Origin of the sequence: Kocuria sp. CCUG 69068 (assembly GCF_020833785.1) — a bacterium.
Lineage (GTDB): Bacteria > Actinomycetota > Actinomycetes > Actinomycetales > Micrococcaceae > Kocuria > Kocuria rosea.
The window spans coordinates 43820-62521 of record NZ_PDDL01000009.1; the positions used below are offsets into that span (position 1 = coordinate 43820).

An 18702-nucleotide genomic window follows, 5' to 3' on the forward strand; every position below is an offset into this window, starting at 1 on the left:
CGGGCTGGACGCGTCCACGACTTTTCATTAGCCTCCCCAGCACGGCCCGATGGCCGGACTCCTGTCGGGGGACAGGGGGGACTGGGGGAGATCGAGTGGGAAAGAGACTGCTGACCTGCGTGGTGGCGGCCGTGACGGCGGCGTCCGTCGCGCTGACCGTGCCGGCCGCGGCGGCCGTGACGCTGCGCCCGGACGGCACGGGCTCCGTCGGCCGGGAGGACGTCCTGCGGGCCGTGGGCTGGACCAACGACCGGCTGCAGACCTCCGCCGCGGAGCTGGACCTCGTCGCGGAGACGGTCACCGTGGCCACCGCGTCGTGGGAGTGCGTCCAGGAGCTCACCGGCGCCGTGGCCGTGCAGGAGCGGCGGACGACGACGACCGCCCGGGCGGACCTGGTCGCCACCGTGCAGCGGAGCTCGGTGACGGGTGCCGTCACGGGCTTCGAGCTGCAGGGCTTCGCCGAGGACGCCGTGTCCGTCTCCGTGGTCGAGGGCCCCGACCTCGACGCCTGCCCGGGGAACGGGGGCGGGGACCAGGACGGGGCGTGGTCCCGGGTGCCCCGGTCCACCGAACGGGCGCAGGCGCACGAGGGGCCTGCCCTGGAGGTCGTCCACGACGGGGTGGCGCACCCGGTGCCCACCGAGCGGGAGGAAGCGGCCTGAGGGGCGCGCTGCGCGGCACCGCATGTGTCGCCGCAGGTCGGACAGGGGGTCACAGATGGGTCACGCCGCTGGATCGGCCCCCCGTGCCTGCATTAGCGTTCGGAAAAACGATCCGGGAGCGCGTCCCCGGTGTCGGGGGACAGGGGATTGGGGAAGCACATGCACAAGGTCATCGTGGTACTGGCGGCTCTCGCGGCGGCGGGGGTGTCGATCGGGCTGGCGGCGCCGGCCTGGGCGGCCACGCAGCTCCACGAGGACGGCACCGGCTTCGTGACCGCCGCCGACGCCCGGGCCGCGCTCGGCTGGGACGACGAGACGCTGCAGGCCAACGCGGCCTCGCTCGAGTTCGTGGCGGAGACCGAGTCGGTGACCGAGATCTCGTGGGAGTGCGTGAAGCCGGGGACCGCCGAGGTCCTGACGCGGCGGACGGACCTGGTGATCACCGAGACCCGGGGGATCGCGAGCACGCCGAGCACCCTGTGGTGGCGGACGGTCGTCGGCTTCCGGCTGGAGGGCTTCGACGGCCGGGGCGCCTCGAGCGCGGTTCCCGAGGGCCCCGCGCCCCACTCCTGCCCGGACCCCTCCTGGGTCCTGGTGCCGGAGAGCTCGCGGAGCGCGGAGCAGAAGGGCGAGCCGGTCCTGGCTGTCGTGCACGCCGGGGTGCAGCACCCGGTGCCGGTCGCGCTCCCGGTCCCGGTCGGCTGAGCGCGTTCAGCCGCGCGCCGCGACCAGCCGCTCGACGACGTCCCGGGCCGCCGCCACGATCCCGTCCACCTGTTCCGGGGTGACCTCGGCGGACAGCGTGAACCGGACCGCGGTGGTGGCGACCTCGGCGGGGAAGCCCATGGCGGTCAGCACGTGGGAGGGCTCGGTGTCCCCGGCCGCGCAGGCCGAGCCCGAGGAGACGAGCAGCCCGCGGGCCTCCAGGTCCACCAGGACCGTCTCGCCGTTGACGCCGGGGAAGCAGAACGAGGCGTTGCCGGGCAGCCGCGCCGCCGGCCGCTCCCGGGGGTCCGGGCCGGTCAGCACGGCCGACGGGACCGCGGACAGGATCCCGGTGATCAGCCGGTCCCGCAGCTCGGCCAGGCGCACCGACTTCGCCGCCCGCTCCTCGGCGGACAGCCGCAGGGCCGTGGCGAGGCCGACGGCGCCGGCCACGTTCGAGGTCCCGGAGCGCCGGCCGCGCTCGTGCCCGCCGCCGCTCAGCAACGGGCGCAGGGGGGTCCCGCGGCGCAGGAACAGCACCCCCACGCCCTTGGGTCCCCCGATCTTGTGCCCGGCGAGGCTCAGCGCCGCCACGTCGAGCGCCTGTACGTCCAGTTCCAGCGACCCGGCCGTCTGGACCGCATCCGTATGGAACGGGACGTCCCGCGCCCGAGCCACCGCAGCCAGGTCGGCGATCGCCTGGACCGTACCCGTCTCGTTGTTCGCATGCATCACGGATACCACTGCGGTGCCCGGACGAACAGCCCTCTCCAGGGCGGCGGGGTCCACGAACCCCTCGGCGGACACGCCCAGCTCGGTGACGTCGAAGCCGTCCCAGCGGGCCAGGTCCCGGGCGGAGTCGAGCACGGCGTGGTGCTCGACGGCGCTCGTCACCACGTGCGTGCACGCGGGGTCCCGGTCCCGGCGGCCCAGGGCGATGCCCTTGACGGCCAGGTTGTCGGCCTCGGTCCCGCCGGACGTGAACACGACCTCGGCGGGCCGGCAGTTCAGCACCTGCGCGACCGTCCCGCGGGCCCGGTCCAGCCCGGCCAGCGCCTGCCGGCCCGCCTCGTGGTGGCTCGAGGCGTTGCCGAACTCCTGCGTGAGATAGGGCCACATGGCCTCCAGGACCTCCCGCCGGACGGGGGTGGTGGCGGCCGAGTCGAGGTACAGCACCGTCATCCCGTCCCGGTGCCGTGGCCGCTGCCGAGCCCGATGTCGAGGCCCAGGTCCAGGTTGCGGGCGGAGTGGGTGAGCGCGCCCACCGAGATGACGTCCACCCCGGTGGCCGCGATGTCCCCGACGGTCTCCAGGCTCACGCCGCCGGAGGCCTCGACGGTCGCCCGGCCGTCGATGATCGCCACGCCGCTCACGAGGTCGTCCAGCGAGAAGTTGTCGAGCAGGATCGTGTCCGCGCCGCCGGCCAGGACCGCCTCGATCTGGTCGAGCCGGTCCACCTCCACCTCGAGGTGCACCGTGTGGGGGAGACGACGGCGCAGCTTCCGCAGGGCGCCGGTCAGATCGGTGCCGTCGGCCGTGAGCAGGGCCAGGTGGTTGTCCTTGGCCATCACGGCGTCCGAGAGGGAGTGCCGGTGGTTGTGCCCGCCGCCGCTGAGCACGGCGTGCTTCTCGAGCGCCCGCAGCCCCGGGGTGGTCTTGCGGGTGTCGGCCACTCGGGTGCGGGTGATCGTGCCGGACGGGAGGTTCGCGGCCTGCTCCACGCGGGCGACCGTCTCCTCGACGGCGGCGACGTAGCGGGCGGTCAGGGTGGCGATCCCGCACATCCGCTGGGTCAGGTTCAGGGCCACGCGCTCGCCGGTCAGCACGGCCCGGGCGGGACCGGTCACCACGGCCAGGGTGTCCCCGGCCTCGAAGCGGTCGCCCTCGGCGGAGACCAGCTCGACGGCCACCGCGGGGTCCGCGGCGGCGAACGTCGCGGCGAAGACCTGCCCGCCGGAGAAGACGCCGGCCTCGCGCGCCACGAGCTCGGCCCGGGCGGTGGTGCCGGCGGGGATGAGGTGCTCGGAGGTGATGTCGCCCCAGGGCGCGTCCTCGGCGAGCCCCCGCTCCACGACCTCGGTGATGGCGGCTCGGGTCAGCATGCGGGGATCCTCTCCGGTAGGTCGAACATGTCGATGGAAGTATGTGTCCCGATCAGGGCCGGGACAGTGGCCTCATCCGGGGCGGAGTCCAGGCGCCAGAACGTGCGTCGCGCGCGGGCGGGATCGGGTGCCGGGAAGTCCTCCCGGAAGTGGGCGCCCCGGGACTCGGTGCGGTGCAGGGCAGCGGCGGTCACGGCGCGTCCCACGGTCAGCAGGTTCTGGTCCTCCACTGCACGGCGGGAGAGACCGGCGGACGGGCGGAAGCCGGCCAGCCGCCGGGCCAGTGCCTCGAGCCGCGAACGGTCGCGCAGGACACCGGCGCCCGCCCACATGGCGTCCTGGAACTGCCCGCGGTCGAACGGCACGGCGTCCCTGTCGAAGGACACAGTGCTCCGGGACCGGGCGGCCGCGATCCCGGAACGACCGGCCGCCGGCAGGATCTCGGCGGGGTCGGGCAGGGCGAGGCGCGCCGGGGCGTCGTCGGCCGCTCGGCCGGTTCCCGGCGCGTCCGTGCGCAGCGAGTTCGCCTGCAGTGCGTCGGCCACGCGGGCCCCGAAGACGGCGCCCTCCAGCAGCGAGTTGGAGGCCAGCCGGTTGGCGCCGTGCACGCCCGTGGCTGCGCACTCGCCCACGGCGTAGAGCCCCGGGACGGTGGTGCGGCCGAGGCCGTCGGTGGCGACGCCGCCCATCAGGTAGTGGGCCGCCGGGGTGACCGGGACCGGTTCGCGGGACCAGTCGAGGCCGTGGGCCCGCAGGGCGGCGTCGATCGTGGGGAAGCGCCGGGCGAGGAACTCGGCGGTCGTGCCGCCTCCGTGCGGGCCGGACGGCCTCAGCGCGGTGCAGTCGAGCAGGACCGGCCGGCCGCCCTGGGCCAGGGACCGGCGGACGTTCTCGCGGGCCACCACGTCGCGGGGGGCTAGCTCCGCGCGCGGGTGCACGTCCTCGAGGTAGCGCCGGCCCGTGCTGTCCCGCAGCACCGCGCCCTCCCCGCGGACGGCCTCGGAGACCAGGAAGCAGCCCGGGGCGGCGAGGGCGGTCGGGTGGAACTGCACGAACTCCAGGTCCGCCACGGCGGCGCCCGCCCGCAGGGCCGCGGCGATGCCGTCACCGGTGGCCACGGCCGGATTGGTGGTGTGGGGGTAGAGCTGTCCGGCCCCGCCGGTCGCGAGCACCACGGCGTCCGCGGCCAGTTCGTGGAGCCGGTCCCCGGGACCCGCCAGGACGAGGGCCCCGGCCGCGCGGCCGTCGGGGGCGAGCACGACGTCGACCAGCATGGTGCGCCGCAGGACCGTCAGGCGCCCCGCGGTCTCGGCCGCCAGCGCGGCGGCGAGGAGGGCGCGCTGGATCTCGCGGCCGGTCGCGTCGCCGCCGGCGTGCAGGATCCGGGGCACGGAGTGGGCGCCCTCGAGACCCTCGAGCCAGGGGGAGTCCGGTCCGGCCGCGCGGTCGAGGGCCACACCGCGCGCCACGAGCTCGTCGATCGCGGCCGCCGAGTCGCGCACGAGGACGCGCACGGCGTCGTCGTCGCACGTCCCCGCCCCCGCGGCGAGGGTGTCCTGGACGTGCAGCTCCTCGGAGTCGCGGGGCTGGCCGGCCGGGAGCGCGGCCGTCATGGCCGCGATCCCGCCCTGCGCGCGGGCCGTGCCGGTCTCGTCCAGGGCGTCCTTGCTCAGCAGCGTCACGTCGAGACCGTGGCCCGCGGCGCGCAGGGCCGCGGTGAGGCCGGCGATGCCGCTGCCCACCACGAGCACGCGCGGTGCCGGGTGCGTGCTCACCGCGGCAGCGCCGCCAGCATCCGCTCGAGCGCCACCTCGGCGTCCCGGGCGGTCGCGGCGTCCACGGAGATCCGGTTGATCACGCGCCCGGCCACGAGCTCCTCGAGCACCCACGCGAGGTAGCCGGGGTGGATCCGGTACATCGTGGAGCACGGGCAGATCACCGGGTCCAGGCAGAAGATCGTGTGCTCGGGGTGCTGGTCGGCGAGCCGGTTGACCATGTTGATCTCGGTGCCGATCGCGAAGGTGCTGCCGGGCCCGGCGGCGTCGATTGCCTTGCGGATGTAGTCGGTGGAGCCGTTCTCGTCGGCGGCGTCGACCACGGGCATGGGGCACTCGGGGTGCACGATCACCCGCACGCCGGGGTGCTCGGCGCGGGCCTTGTCGATCTGGGCCACGGTGAAGCGGCGGTGCACGGAGCAGAAGCCGTGCCAGAGGATCACCTCGGCATCCTGCAGGTCCTGCGCGGTGTTCCCGCCGAGGTCCTTGTGGGGGTTCCACATCGGCATTCGCTCGAGCGGGATCCCCATGGCCTTGGCGGTGTTGCGGCCCAGGTGCTGGTCCGGGAAGAACAGCACCCGCCGACCGCGCTCGAAGGCCCACTCCAGGACGGTCGCGGCGTTGGAGGAGGTGCACACGATGCCGCCGTGCCGGCCGCAGAACGCCTTGAGCGCCGCGGAGGAGTTCATGTACGTCACGGGGACCACGGTCTGCCGGCCGTCGTCGTCGGTCTCCCCGAGGATGTCCATGAGCTGCTCCCAGGCCTCCTCGACGGAGTCCTCGTCGGCCATGTCCGCCATGGAGCAGCCGGCGGCGAGGTTGGGCAGGATCACGGACTGGTGCTCGCCGGAGAGGATGTCGGCGGTCTCGGCCATGAAGTGCACGCCGCAGAACACGATCGCCTCGGCCTCCGGCTTGCTCCTGGCGGCGCGGGCCAGCTGGAACGAGTCGCCGAGGAAGTCGGCGTGCTTGACGATCTCGTCCCGCTGGTAGAAGTGCCCGAGCACCACCACGCGCTCGCCGAGGGTCTGCTTGGCGGCGGTGATCCGCCGGTCGAGCTCCTCGGCGGAGGCGTGCTGGTACTCCTCGGGGATCACGGGCTGGGCGGGGGCGCCGGCGGGCACCACGTCGTCCTCGGAGGCCCCGGGGCCGTAGCCGGCGGAGACGGCGGGTGCGAAGTCCCAGGGGTTCGCGGAGAGGTCGGTGCTGCAGGTGCTCGGGGCCGGGGCGGTTCCCGGCAGGCCGGCCGGCTTCCCGGTCAGCAGGTCGATGCGGGTGGCGACGGAGGTCATGTCTGCTCCTGGGTGCTGCGGCCGGCCGGGGTGCGGTCGGCGAGGTCGAGGTCGTGGTTGTAGCGGTAGAGCCGGGGCGGGCGATGACGCGTGCCCTCCAGGCGGGTGCCGGTGTCGAGGACGGCGCCGGACGCGAGCACCTGGCGCCGGAAGTTGGCCGGGTCCAGGGGGGTGCCGAGGATCGCCTCGTGCACCTCACGCAGGGCGGCGAGGGTGAAGGTCTCGCCGAGGAAGGAGTGGGCCACGCGGCTGTAGGTGATCTTGTTGCGCAGCCGGTAGAGGGCGTAGTCCACGATGTCGCTGTGGTCGAACGCCAGCGGCGGCAGCTCGGAGGTGCGCATCCACGTGACGTTGAGGTCGGCGTGCAGGTCGGAGGTCTGGTCGGTGCGGATCGAGGCCCAGTAGACGATCGAGACGACGCGCTCCTCGGCGTTCGCCGAGCGGGTCAGGCCGCCGAAGGCGTAGAGCTGCTCGAGGTAGCCGGGCTGCAGGCCGGTGGTGAGCTGCAGGGACCGGGCGGCGGAGGCCTCGAGGTCCTCGTGCGGCTGGAGTGGTCCGCCGGGCAGGGCCCACATCCCCCGGAAGGGGTCGCGGATGCGGCGGACGAGGGGCAGCCAGAGTTCCTTGCCGCCGTCGGGGCCGGTGTCGCGGGCGGCGAAGATGACGGTCGACACCGCCAGTTCCACGTTCTGCGCGGTCATCGTCACCTCCCTCACGTCCAGTGCCTTCTGGTTGCAGCGACTATAACACTGTTCGAGTCGGAGTGACATTAACGAAGTCGTGACCATGGTGCCGCTGACCAGGCCCCATGAAAACGCGAGTTTCGGCGTGTCCACAGGGGTTGCTCCCGCACAGTGGGGGGCGCTTACCATCTGACCCATCCAGACGGCCCGTCCGGCCGTGGCAGAGCGAAGCGGGGAACTTCATGGTGCGGTCCAGCCCAGTCGGCACAGTGGTCGGGGGCGTCGCCCTGGCGGCACTGCTCCTCACGGGATGCGGTCCCGACGACGACGGCGCCGCGGCGTCCCCTTCCAGCACTGCCTCATCGGCTGCGGCGAGCTCATCGGAGCCTGGTCCGGACGCCACTCCCGCCGACTACGTGCCGGCCTCGCTCGACGGGCCCGCGCAGAACGTGCCGAAGCCCGTCATGCCGGACCTGGCGAAGGAGGAGTCCCGGGACGGGGCGCAGGCCTTCCTCGACTACTGGTCCGACGCCATGTGGTACGCCCATCAAACCGGTGAGGCAAAATACGCACGCGAAGTTGTCAGCGACGCCTGCGATGTGTGCATGGAGCAATTAAAATTTGTGGAAGATGTGTACGCCGATGGCGCTTGGTTCATTGGTGGTCGAGAGACCCCTCTAATACAGGATGCAAATATTGAACGTTCCTCCGACGGGATCTATAAGCCGATTGTACTAACCAGCGCCGAGGGGCTGAAGCTGGTTGAGGGCGGAGAAGTCACATACGAAGCCTTCCCGCGCACTGGTCGAGGAGACCCATTCCCTGTTTACTTGGATTATTCGCAGGGGCTATGGATATATATAACCGCTGCAAACATGCCGGGCACAGGATAATTCAATGGACAAAAACAAGATCCTCGGAATCTTTGTTCTAGTTCTCCTCTTTTTTCAATCGGCAACTGTCGGAGCCCTCGGTGAAGAAGATGGTTGGGCGGATAAGGCAACTCGGCTCAAGAGTGGGTATTCCATGCATGGTCAGCGCAATGCCGATATCTCGAAGTCGACGACTGCTGTGGCAGACGGGGACAAGATGAAACTGGAGGTCCGGCTCGATGAGAGGCCGCCGATTGTGGTCGGCAATGACCACCAACAAGGTTCAGTTGCCGTGGGTGCGCAACCGGTCGACTACGACCCGGACGAGGACCCCGCTTTCCAGAAGGCGCTCCGCCAGTACCTGAGCGACCAGGGCGTCGACCGGCCGTTCAACCCGGACACCATCGCGCAGTCGAAGCAGCAGACGTTCGGCCTGCAGAACCCGTGCACCAACCGGACGGGTGACATCCTCGAGGACTGCCTGGCGGAGCGGGACTGCACCACTGCCGACGGTGGGGAGGGCGTCTACATGAACGTCGTCGTCCGGCAGGGGGAGGGGCCCAGCACGCCGTGGGGCGAGCCGATGTGCGTGGCGGTCGCCGAGGCGGAGGGCGGCGAGGAGGTCGTGGAGCTGCCGACCTTCACCCTGCAGGACTTCAGGACGCTCGCCGTCGCGCCCGCGGCCAGTGCTGTCCAGCCCGCGCCCGACACGCTGCGGGGCATGCACACCAACGTCTGGGCGGAGGCCCGGCCCCAGCAGTTCAGCACCGAGCTGGGTGGCTTCCCGGTCGAGGTGCGCGCCGTGCCGGTCCAGTACGCATGGGACTACGGCGACGGGACCGCGCTCGGGCCGACCGAGCTCAGCGGCGCCCCGCTCGCGGAGGGGGCGTGGGACGTGGAGACCGACACCAGTCACGTCTACACGGAGACGGGTGACTACGCCGTCTCGCTCACCACCTGGTTCTCCGGCGAGTACTCCGTGGCGGGTGGACCATGGCTGCCCGTGGCGGGGCTCAACGACGTCGCGAGCGCGCCCGTGCCGATCAGCGTCTGGCGCTCCACGGTGCGCAACTACGCGGACGACTGCCTCGAGAACCCGCAGGGCACCGGCTGCTGATTTCCGCGCCGGCCGGTACGCCGTCGGATCCTGGTGGGATGATCGCTGCACATGGTTCTCCGGCTCCCGGAGCACCCGGTCAGCGGTCCCGCCGGTGCTCGTGCGCCGGGCGAGGAAAGGGGCGGAACAGTGACGATCTCCGGTCCGTGGGTGCTCCACTTCAGCTGGGGCTGCACCGACGACTACGGCAGGGTGGGCCTCGTGTTCGACCCGGACGGCACCTTCTCGGGCGGGGGGTTCTCCGGCGCCTGGCGGCAGCAGGACGGCACCCTGCTGCTCCGCTTCGCCGACGGTCCCGCGCAGTACGGCGGCACGGTCACCGGCACCGCGGGAGCAGGAGCGATGTCCTCCTTCGACGGCTCGCCGGGCGGCTGCTGGTACCTGGCCAGGCAGGGATCCGCCGGCGGGCCGGGATCCGCGGACAGCAGCGCCGGGCAGCCGGCGGACGTCGCCGGGCGGAGGCTGGACTCCGCGGGGACGGCGCCCGGTGCGCCGGACGGCCCGGGGACGGCGCCCGGTGAGCTGGACGCCGCGGGCAACCGGATCTGATGCGGAGGGGTGGGGAAGCGATGACCACGGACCACGGACACCGGCACGGAACGTTCTGCGGGGTGATCCCGCCGTACGTGCACGAGCAGATGGCGGTGCACGGGGACGAGCAGACCCGCAGGAACGCCCTGGCCGCACTGGCCGTGGACACCACGGTCCGGGCGGAACGGCTGATCGCGGACCTCACTGCGCGGTCCGTCGCGGCGCAGGCGACCGCCCACAGGGAGCGGAAGATCCACTCGGCCGGCAACACCGCGGAGCTCCCGGGGACGCTCGTGCGCTCGGAGGGAGCCCCCGCCAGCGGGGACCCCGCCGTGGACGAGGCGTACGACGGGCTGGGCTCCACGTTCGACCTCCTGCAGGAGGTCTTCGGGCGCAACTCCCTCGACGACGCCGGCATGCCCCTGCTCGGCACGGTGCACTACCAGGAGAAGTACAACAACGCGGCGTGGGACGGCCGGCAGATGATCTTCGGGGACGGCGACGGCCAGTACTTCAACCGCTTCACCGCCGCCGTGGACGTCATCGGGCACGAGCTCGCGCACGGCATCACCACGCACGAGTCAGACCTGCTGTACATGTACCAGTCCGGGGCGCTCAACGAGCACTTCTCCGACGTCATCGGGGCCATGGTCAAGCAGTACGTGGCCGTTCCCCGCCAGACGGCGGCGGACGCCGACTGGATCATCGGTGCAGGCCTGTTCACGAGCGCCGTCAACGGGGTGGGCCTCCGCTCGATGAAGGCACCCGGCACCGCGTTCGACGACGACGTGCTCGGCAAGGACCCGCAGCCGGACCACATGTCCCGCTTCGTGCACACCCTGGACGACAACGGCGGGGTGCACATCAACTCCGGCATCCCGAACCGGGCGTTCTGCCTCGCGGCGACCGGACTGGGCGGCCACAGCTGGGACAGGGCCGGCCGGATCTGGTACGCCGCGATGCGTGATCCCGAGCTGCGGCGCCTGCGGTGGGTCGCGCAGTTCAAGGACTTCGCGGGCCTCACGATCGAGCACGCCGCCGCCCTGTTCGGACCCGCGGAGCAGGCCGTGGTGGCGGACGCCTGGCAGCAGGTGGGGGTTGCGCCCGAGGCGACCCGGTCCGTGGGCGCCCTCGCGGACGAGTGGGTGCTCCAGTACAGCTGGGGCTGCACGGACTCCTCCGCGCGGGTGCATCTGACCTTCCACGACAACGGCTCGTTCACCGGAGAGCTGTCCGGCCAGTGGCACCAGCAGGACGGCACCCTGCTCCTGTCCTTCGACGCCGGTGCGGCCCGGTACGCCGGCACCCTGGTGGGCGACGTCGCCACGGGCGCCATGACCACGTTCGACGGAGCGGACGGGTGCTGGCGCCTGACCCGGAAGGGCGCCGCGGGTATAGTCGGGAACTGATTCCTCACCGGCCCCGCCGGTCCCCGCGCGGGCCCGGTCTTGGCCATCCGCGTCCGACGGAGGGACGGTGCCGTCCATGGCGAGAGTCAGCTACCGCCTCGAGGGAGGCCTCGCGTACTTCCCCGGCCTGGCCGTGGAGCGGAGCTTCGAGACCGAGTCCCTGCCCCGGGCGCAGCAGGACGCGCTCCTCGACCTCTTCGAGACCGTCCTGGCGCACCGGCTGGGATCGACCGCCCCGACGACCCGTCAGGGAGCGGCCGACCAGCAGTCCTACGTGATCGAGGTCCAGGAGAGCTCCGGCGTCCGGCGCCTCGTGGTGAGCGAGTTCGACCAGGACCCGGCGGCGCAGGAGCTCGTGGCGCGGCTGCGCGACTGCGCCGACCGGTGCGAGCCGGGCGGGGGTCAGTGAGGCGGACCCGGAGCGGCACCCGCAGGACGGCACGGCACGGATCGCCGGACCGCCCGGAGGTCATCCGGGGACATTCCCGTCGCCGACATGCGCCTGGGGTGCGGCGTTAGCCCCCGCAAAGACATCGCCCCTTATCAGAGGGGTCTTGCGTGGCTACAATCGGCCGGACTTCACCGCCGCGCCCACCGCCAGGAGTCCCAGATGTCCCACCGATCGCGTGCTCGTTCCGTCACCCTGCTCACGGCGGCCGCTCTGGTCGTGTCGGGGGGCCCGGCCCTCGCGGTCGGGCCTCCGCGGGTGCTGCAGCAGCCCGGTGCTCCTCCCGTGGTGCCTGCCGCCGAGCAGGTGGCGGCCACGGCCGAGACCTACCCGGAGGCGGACACGAACGTCTACACCGTCTCGGTCACCCGCAACGGAGTTCCCGAGGAGCGCGACAGCTTCGCCCCGGACGTGCAGGAGGTGGTCGACGCCGCGCTGGACGACCTGAAGTCCCTGGGCTCCTCTCCCGAGGCTCCTCTGCTCGTCCTCAACCCCTTCGGCACCAACACCACCGGCGTGCACGCCCAGTTCGAGACCGAGGGCAGCGGCACCCTGACGTACACCGTCAGCTCTCCCGGCACCGAGGACTTCACGCGCGTCGCCAAGGACCACGACCCGAGCGCCGCGTCGTTCGAGGGGCAGCTCATCGGGGTGGTCCCGGGCGCCGAGAACACCGTGACCACCACCTGGCAGCCCGACGACGGCGGGCCCACGGAGTTCTCGTTCACCATGACCGCTCCGCCGAGCGCGTCGGGCGACCGCACGACCCTCGACCGGACCGTGGTGGGGAACGCCGAGGAGCTCACCGACGGGCTGTTCGCGGTCATGGGGCTGAGGCGCCACATCGACTACACCCTGCTCTACGACAACGCGGGGGTGCTGCGCGCCGAGTTCGACCTCGACGGCTACCGCACGGACCGGCTGGAGTTCTACGGCGACACCATGGTGACCACCGTCGGGACGGACAAGGTCGCCCGGATCGACGGCCTGGGCCGGGTCGTGGCCACGCACGTCCTGGCGGGCTTCGAGATGCACCACGACTTCGACGTCACCGACGACGGCAAGCTCGTGATCCTGGCGACGGAGACCGCCAAGGGCAGTGTGGAGGACGTCCTGGTGTCCCTGGACCTCGAGACCGGGACCTACGAGAAGACGGTCGACTTCACGGAGCTCCTCGCCGATTACAAGTCCCGCACCCAGCCCTACGGCCCGGGGTTCTACGGTCCGGGCGAGGTGGACGACTGGCTGCACCTGAACTCGGTCGACTGGTCCCCGGACGGCGACTCCGTGATCGTCAGCGCGCGCGAGAACTCCGCGATCCTGAAGGTCGACGACGTCCACGGGAACCCCACGGCCGACTACATCATCGGCCAGCGCGAGGTCTGGGCCGGCACCGGGGCCGAGGACCTGCTCCTCGAGAAGACGGGGGACTTCCCCGACACCGGTGGGCAGCACTCGGTGGTGCGCCACGACGACGCGGCGCTGGCGGACGGCCAGTACTACCTCACGATGTTCGACAACTCGTTCTGGAGCATGAGAAGCCGTCCGGACTACACGGCCCCTGTGCCCGTCGGGACTTCCCCGGTGCCCACGGCGGACCCCTCCCTCCGCTCGGAGTACCGGAAGTACCTCGTCGACGAGAACGCCGGGACCTACAGCGAGGTCGAGACCGTCCCCGTGCCCTACTCCGCGATCGTCAGCAACGTGCAGGACCTCGGCGGTCCGCTGGTGGTCAACAGCGGCCAGGCCCTGACGTTCGCCGAGTACGACGCTCAGCGCCAGGTCATCGCCCGCTTCGACTACGCCCTCGCGGGGACGACCGAGGACGACTTCGCCTATCGGGTGCTGAAGTACGGGTTCGACGACTTCTGGTTCGCCGCGCCCTGAGCCGGCGCGCTCGCGCCGGCGGACACGGACGGCACCACCGGCACCACCGAGCCACCGCCCAGGAAGCCTGCTTCAGCTCGTGTTCAGCAGGAGGTGGTTGGCTGAGCAGCGCGAGGGGGCATCCCCGGGACACAGGGAGAAGCTGACGGTCCCGGTCGAGGGTTGGAGAGCCGCGACCGGGACCCGTCCCGGAGGCCGGACCCCGTGCGCGTCCGAGGAGTTCGCGCGCGGGGCCCGGACCCTCCGCGACGCCTCATTCCTGCCCCATGGACTCCGCCCACTCGGCGACCCGGGCACTGCTCTGCTCCTCGGAGAGGTCCTCGACCCGGGTCATGACCGACCAGCGGACGCCGAACGGGTCACGGATGCTGCCGTAGCGGTCGCCGGAGACGAACGTGCTGACGGGTTCGCGCACGGTGGCGCCGGCGGCGACGGCACGCGCCACCACGTCATCGACGTCCGGGACGTAGAGGCCCAGCGAATAGCAGTCGTCGTCGCCCGCGGGCGGGGCCACGAGGTGGAAGTCGGGGTTCACCTCGCCCAGCTGGAGCCGTCCGTCGCCGAGATCGATGGTCGCGTGCACGACGACGGGGGTTCCGTCCGGCCCGGGCATGTCGGTGCGGTCGACGAGGGCGGCCCCGAAGGTGCGGGTGTAGAAGTCGAGCGCCGCGGCCGCGTCGACCACCGCGATGAACGGGGTCAGGGACGTGAACCCCCGGGGCGTCCCGTCGGTGGTGTGTGCTCCGGTGACCCCACGGAGGTTCTGCTCTGTGCTCATGCTCCGAGCCTAGGCAGCCGGTGCCGGCCGGTCTTGAAGATTCCCGCCACCCTCGGGTGGTTACGCTCGTGCCATGAGCGAGCCGCCCACCACGCGGGGCCACCTCACCCCGGGACCGCACGCCACGGTCGTGCGCCTGCCCGCGCCCGACGACGTCGCCCACCTCGTCCGGCAGCTGTGGATCCCCGAGTGGGACCTGCCGGCGGGGGAGCGGGCCGAGCAGCTGGTGCTGGGCTATCCGGCGAGCAACGTGGTGGTCGAACCGGACGGGGTGGCGCTGCACGGGCCCACGAGCCGTGCGTCCACCCGGGTGCTCACGGGCCGGGGCTGGGCGGTCGGCGCGCTGCTGCGCCCGGCGGGGGTCCTGCTGTTCACGGAGCACCCGGCGGACCTGCTCGACGGGTCCGCGCCCGTCAGTGCGCCCGGGCTGCGCTCCGCCGTCGCGGAGGCCATGGCGGGGGTCGGCCCGGCCGGGCGGCGGGCGCGTCCGGCGGATCCGCTCGGCGGAACGGAGTCCGTCAGCGCGCCCGGGCTGCGCGCTGCCGCCGCGGGGGCTGTCGCTGGTGCCGATCCGGCCGGCCGGCATCTGCGGGCGGCGTCCCTGCTCGCGGACCACGTCCGGACGCTGGCGGCGGGGGTGCCCCCGTCCGCGGCGCGGGACGGCGCCCTGGCCAATCGCATGGTCGACCTCCTCGAGGCGGGGGCCGTCGCGCGGAGCCCGGCCGGCCTGGCCCGGCAGCTGCACGTGTCCGAGCGCTCGCTGCAGCGGCTCGCGGCCCGGTTCGTGGGGATGCCGCCCCAGCTGCTGCTCCGTCGTCGTCGGCTCCAGGAGGCGGCCGAGCGGATGCGCGCGGACCCGGCCGCGGACCTCGGGGCGCTCGCCGCGGAGCTGGGCTTCGCGGACCAGTCCCACCTCACCCGGGAGTTCCGGTCGGTGCTGGGTGCCACTCCGCGCGGCTACGGCCGCGCCCGGTCCGGCCGGGAGGGCGGATGAGGAGTCCGGGGACCCGGGGCGTGGGTCAGGCGACCGTGCCGGGGCGGCCGTTCTTCGCCACCACGCGCTCGCCGGCGCGCTGCCAGGCCGTCATGCCACCGCGGAGGCTGGCCGCCTGGTAGCCGGCCGTGGCCAGCCGGCGTGCGGCGTTCGCCGAGCGGGCGCCGGATCGGCAGACCGTCACCACCGGCCGGTCCTTGGACAGCTCGCGCTGCCGGGTGCCGAGGGCGTCCAGCGGGATGTGCCGGGCGGCCGGGGCATGACCCGCGCGGTACTCCTGGGCGGTGCGGACGTCGACGAGCACGGCCCCGCCGTCCAGGAGCTCCCGGGCGCGTGCCACGTCCACGGTCTCGTAGGTGCTGCCGAAGAGTCGGCCGAGAAAGCCCATGGCTCAGTTCTCCTTCGCGGTGGTCGAGAGGTTCGTGCCGCACCGGGCAGGACACGTAGGCCCACTATACCCCAGGGGGTATATCTCCCACCAGCTGTGAGGAACGAGACAGCCGGAGTGCAAATAACTCCGGGGGATCTCCTGTTGACACGGAAAGAACCAGTTCCCTGATGAAAGGCCTCCCCGTGCCGCACTCCACCCTGACCACCCCCGTCACCCTCGGCTCCCTCGAGCTGCCGAACCGCCTGGTCATGGCGCCGCTCACCCGGATGCGCTCCGGCCGGGACGGCGTCCCCGGCGAGCTCAACGTGGAGCACTACACCCAGCGCGCCTCGATGGGCCTCATCGTCACCGAGGGCACGTACCCGGACGTGGTGGGGCAGGGCTTCGCCTACCAGCCCGGCATCGCGACGCCCGAGCAGGTCGAGGGCTGGCGCCGGGTGGCCGAGAGCGTGCACGCCGCCGACGGCCGCCTGTTCATGCAGGTCATGCACGCCGGGCGCGTCACGCACCCGGACATCAACGGCGGCTCCCAGCCGGTGGCCCCGAGTGCTCTCGCGATCGAGGGGAAGACGCACACCTACCAGGGCAAGGCCGACTACCCCGTGCCGCACGCGCTGACCGCCGAGGAGCTGCCGGGCGTGGTGGAGTCCTTCGTCCGGGCCTCTCGCAACGCGATCGAGGCGGGCCTGGACGGTGTGGAGATCCACGGCGCGAACGGCTACCTGCTGCACGAGTTCCTCGCGCCGGGCGCCAACCAGCGCACCGACGAGTACGGCGGCTCCCCCGAGAACCGCGCCCGCTTCGTGGTCGAGCTGGTCCGGGCCGTGGCCGAGGCCGTCGGTGCGGAGAAGGTCGGTCTGCGGATCTCGCCCGAGCACAACATCCAGGACGCCTGGGAGACGGACCACGAGGACGTCCGGGCCACGTACGCCGCTCTCGTCGACGGCATCGGGGACCTCGGCCTCGCCTACCTCTCCGTGCTGCACAAGGAGCCGGCGGGGGAGTTCGTCCAGGGGCTGCGCACCCGCTTCGGCGGCGCCTTCCTGGCCAACAGCGGCTTCAGCGACGTCCCGACCACCCGGGAGGAGAGCGTGCAGCTGATCGAGGAGGGGGTGGCGGACGGCGTCGTCGTCGGGCGCCCGGCGATCGCGAACCCGGACCTGGTGCGGCGCTGGGCGGAGGGTCTGCCGGAGAACGTGCCGGACCCGCGGACCTTCTACACGCAGAGCGCCGAGGGCTACACGGACTACCCGTTCGCGCAGGCCTGAGCCACTCCCCGCGTCCCGCCCGGCCCTGCCGGGCGGGACGCGGGGACCCTCGACGGTGGTCCGGGTCACGTCTTAGCGTGTCGGAACCGGCTGGGACCATGAACCATGGCCGCCACCGCCGTTCCGCCGCGAAGCCTGGAGGACGCCCTCCGGGAGGAGACGGACCTGGCCGAGATCGGCGAGGAGTTCTCCGCCGGCGTGCGGGCCCTGGTCGAGGAGTCCCGCGCGGAGGCCCGGGCCGCGGGGCGCCAGTACCGGCTGCTCCACCGGCTCTGGCAGCTGCAGGAGGAGGCCCGGGAGCAGCGCTGGATGGTGGAGGCGCTCTGGATGCGCCCCGAGGCGGACCGGCTGGGCCCGCACTCCCTCGAGCCCGCTGAGCAGACGGTGCGGGACGTGGCCGATGAGATCGGTCCGGCCCTCCGGCTCCCCGCGGGCACCGCGCTGCGCCGTGTCGAGGACGCCGTGCTGCTTGCGGAGTCCCTGCCCGAGGTCCTCGAGGCGCTCGAGCAGGGCCAGGTGGGCTTCCGGCAGGCGGGAGTGCTCGTCGAGCTGTGGCGCGAGCTGGTGTGGGACGTCGCCGGTCTCCCGCCGGAGCAGCGGGCGCCGGTCCAGGCCGTCCAGCGGATCGTCGACGAGCTGCTCCTCCGGGCCCCCGGCAGCACCGTGGCCCAGCTGCGCGCCCTCGCCCGCCGACGCCGCGCAGGTCTGCTGCGGGAGACCGAGGAGCAGCGCCACCGGCTGGCGCTGCGGGACCGGCGCGTGTGGGTCGAACCCCGGGAGGACGGCATGGCGCAGCTGTGCGCCCTCCTGGACGCGGCCACCGCGCACGCCATCCAGGACCGCCTCAACACGCTGGTCGACCGGGCGGTCCCCGCGGTCCCGCCCGAGGTCCTCCCCTCGCAGGTCCTGGCCACGGCGTCGCCCGCGTCGTCCGCCGCGGGCGCCCCGGACAGCGGACCGTCGGATCCCGCCGCCGGGGCTCCGGAGCGCCGCACGGTGCCCCAGCTGCGCGCCGACGTGCTGGCGGACCTCCTGCTCGACGGCGAGCCCGCCGACCTGTCCGACCGTCTTCGCGGCATCCGCGGGCACGTGACGGTCACCGTGCCCGCTCTCGCGCTCCTCGAGAACGCCGGGACGCTGCCCCCCGGTTCCATCGAGGGCCTGCCGCGCACTCCCCGCTGTGCGGAGCTGGAGGGCTACGGGCCCATCCCGGTCGGTCTCGCGGAGCGGATCGCGGCACGCGCGCCCTCCTGGTCACGGATCCTCACCCATCCCGTCACGGGGACCGTCCTGGACCGGGACCGCAGCACCTATGCCGTGCCCGCCGATCTCAAGCACCGGCTGCGAGCCAGGGACGGCACGTGCCGCTTCCCGGGCTGTCGACGCCGGGCGTCGCGGTGCGACCTCGACCACACCGTCGCCTGGGCGGACGGCGGCCGGACCTCGGCGGACAACGTCGCACACCTGTGCCGGCACCACCACCTGCTCAAGCACCGGGACGGTCCGCTGGGCCGGTGGCGGGTGGAGCACGTGGCCCCCGAGCGCCCGGCCCCTGAACTGCACGACCACGGGGTGCTGGAGTGGACCTCGCCTGCAGGGCAGGTCCACCGGACCTATCCGCAGGAGCACCACCATCCGGTCCCGGAGCGCGCACCGTACTTCCTCGCGGTCCCCGCTCCGCCCTGTGCCCCGCGCGCCGCTCCTCGGCCTGGTCCGGCCGACGACCCGCCGCCGTTCTGACATCCTGGAGGCGGGGCCCGGCCCCTGGACCCTAGAACTCGGTGAGAC

General features: G+C 72.8%; 18 protein-coding genes. 11 read left to right on the plus strand and 7 right to left on the minus strand.

All coding sequences use genetic code 11. From position 1 onward, the window contains the following. Nucleotides 1–95 precede the first annotated feature (95 nt). Nucleotides 96–662, plus strand: coding sequence for a hypothetical protein (locus CRM73_RS03260; RefSeq protein WP_126346754.1), 567 nt, complete (start codon nt 96–98; stop codon nt 660–662). Nucleotides 663–821: 159 nt separating this feature from the next. Further along, nucleotides 822–1367, plus strand: a complete 546-nt coding sequence (locus tag CRM73_RS03265; RefSeq protein ID WP_229586835.1) for a hypothetical protein — start codon at nt 822–824, stop codon at nt 1365–1367. Between the two features lie 6 nt (nt 1368–1373). Here CRM73_RS03265 and CRM73_RS03270 read toward each other — a convergent pair whose 3' ends face one another. The 5 genes from CRM73_RS03270 to CRM73_RS03290 are packed head-to-tail and all read right to left on the minus strand — an operon-like array spanning nt 1374 to nt 7237. Beyond that, nucleotides 1374–2543 (minus strand): cysteine desulfurase family protein, encoded by a 1170-nt coding sequence (locus tag CRM73_RS03270; RefSeq protein WP_229586853.1) that lies wholly within the window; start codon nt 2541–2543, stop codon nt 1374–1376. A 2-nt stretch (nt 2544–2545) separates the two neighbouring features. Beyond that, on the minus strand, nt 2546–3469 hold the full coding sequence (nadC, locus tag CRM73_RS03275; RefSeq protein WP_229586836.1) for a carboxylating nicotinate-nucleotide diphosphorylase: 924 nt from the start codon (nt 3467–3469) through the stop codon (nt 2546–2548). Next, the gene (nadB, locus tag CRM73_RS03280; RefSeq protein WP_229586837.1) at nt 3463–5244 is read right to left on the minus strand and encodes an L-aspartate oxidase; all 1782 of its coding nucleotides are present in this window, start codon (nt 5242–5244) and stop codon (nt 3463–3465) included. Before nadB ends, nadC begins: the two co-directional genes overlap by 7 nt. Then, nucleotides 5241–6536, minus strand: coding sequence for a quinolinate synthase NadA (nadA, locus tag CRM73_RS03285; protein ID WP_229586838.1), 1296 nt, complete (start codon nt 6534–6536; stop codon nt 5241–5243). Before nadA ends, nadB begins: the two co-directional genes overlap by 4 nt. Next, nucleotides 6533–7237: an NUDIX domain-containing protein gene (locus tag CRM73_RS03290; protein ID WP_109221608.1), complete on the minus strand. Its 705-nt coding sequence runs from the start codon at nt 7235–7237 to the stop codon at nt 6533–6535. The genes nadA and CRM73_RS03290 overlap by 4 nt, the downstream gene beginning before the upstream one ends. A 398-nt stretch (nt 7238–7635) precedes the next feature. Here CRM73_RS03290 and CRM73_RS03295 point away from each other — a divergent pair, with 398 nt between their 5' ends. The 6 genes from CRM73_RS03295 (at nt 7636) to CRM73_RS03320 (ending at nt 13483) form a co-directional block, all read left to right on the plus strand. After that, nucleotides 7636–8112, plus strand: coding sequence for a DUF6318 family protein (locus CRM73_RS03295; protein ID WP_229586839.1), 477 nt, complete (start codon nt 7636–7638; stop codon nt 8110–8112). 271 nt (nt 8113–8383) lie between these two features. Next, on the plus strand, nt 8384–9208 hold the full coding sequence (locus tag CRM73_RS03300; RefSeq protein WP_229586840.1) for a PKD domain-containing protein: 825 nt from the start codon (nt 8384–8386) through the stop codon (nt 9206–9208). Nucleotides 9209–9337: 129 nt separating this feature from the next. Then, nucleotides 9338–9757 carry a hypothetical protein gene (locus CRM73_RS03305; RefSeq protein WP_017831762.1) on the plus strand — a complete coding sequence of 140 codons (420 nt, stop codon included), beginning with the start codon at nt 9338–9340 and terminating at the stop codon, nt 9755–9757. Between the two features lie 20 nt (nt 9758–9777). Then, complete coding sequence (locus tag CRM73_RS03310; protein ID WP_017831763.1) at nt 9778–11148, plus strand: M4 family metallopeptidase; 1371 nt, start codon at nt 9778–9780, stop codon at nt 11146–11148. A 76-nt stretch (nt 11149–11224) separates the two neighbouring features. Further along, a complete protein-coding gene (locus CRM73_RS03315) occupies nt 11225–11557 on the plus strand; it encodes a protealysin inhibitor emfourin (RefSeq protein WP_126346755.1) in 333 nt (110 codons plus the stop codon). Between the two features lie 201 nt (nt 11558–11758). Beyond that, the gene (locus tag CRM73_RS03320) at nt 11759–13483 is read left to right on the plus strand and encodes an aryl-sulfate sulfotransferase (RefSeq protein WP_176337121.1); all 1725 of its coding nucleotides are present in this window, start codon (nt 11759–11761) and stop codon (nt 13481–13483) included. Between the two features lie 253 nt (nt 13484–13736). Here CRM73_RS03320 and CRM73_RS03325 read toward each other — a convergent pair whose 3' ends face one another. Continuing rightward, nucleotides 13737–14261: a glyoxalase/bleomycin resistance/extradiol dioxygenase family protein gene (locus tag CRM73_RS03325; RefSeq protein ID WP_017831766.1), complete on the minus strand. Its 525-nt coding sequence runs from the start codon at nt 14259–14261 to the stop codon at nt 13737–13739. Nucleotides 14262–14334: 73 nt separating this feature from the next. Here CRM73_RS03325 and CRM73_RS03330 point away from each other — a divergent pair, with 73 nt between their 5' ends. Beyond that, nucleotides 14335–15255, plus strand: a complete 921-nt coding sequence (locus CRM73_RS03330; protein WP_229586841.1) for a helix-turn-helix domain-containing protein — start codon at nt 14335–14337, stop codon at nt 15253–15255. Nucleotides 15256–15280: 25 nt separating this feature from the next. Here the strand turns inward: CRM73_RS03330 and CRM73_RS03335 are convergent, their stop codons facing one another. Continuing rightward, nucleotides 15281–15643 (minus strand): rhodanese-like domain-containing protein, encoded by a 363-nt coding sequence (locus CRM73_RS03335; RefSeq protein WP_017831768.1) that lies wholly within the window; start codon nt 15641–15643, stop codon nt 15281–15283. Between the two features lie 170 nt (nt 15644–15813). Between CRM73_RS03335 and CRM73_RS03340 the strand changes: the two genes are divergently transcribed. Next, nucleotides 15814–16914: an alkene reductase gene (locus CRM73_RS03340; RefSeq protein WP_229586842.1), complete on the plus strand. Its 1101-nt coding sequence runs from the start codon at nt 15814–15816 to the stop codon at nt 16912–16914. Between the two features lie 105 nt (nt 16915–17019). Continuing rightward, the gene (locus CRM73_RS03345) at nt 17020–18654 is read left to right on the plus strand and encodes an HNH endonuclease signature motif containing protein (protein ID WP_229586844.1); all 1635 of its coding nucleotides are present in this window, start codon (nt 17020–17022) and stop codon (nt 18652–18654) included. Nucleotides 18655–18702: the final 48 nt, after the last annotated feature.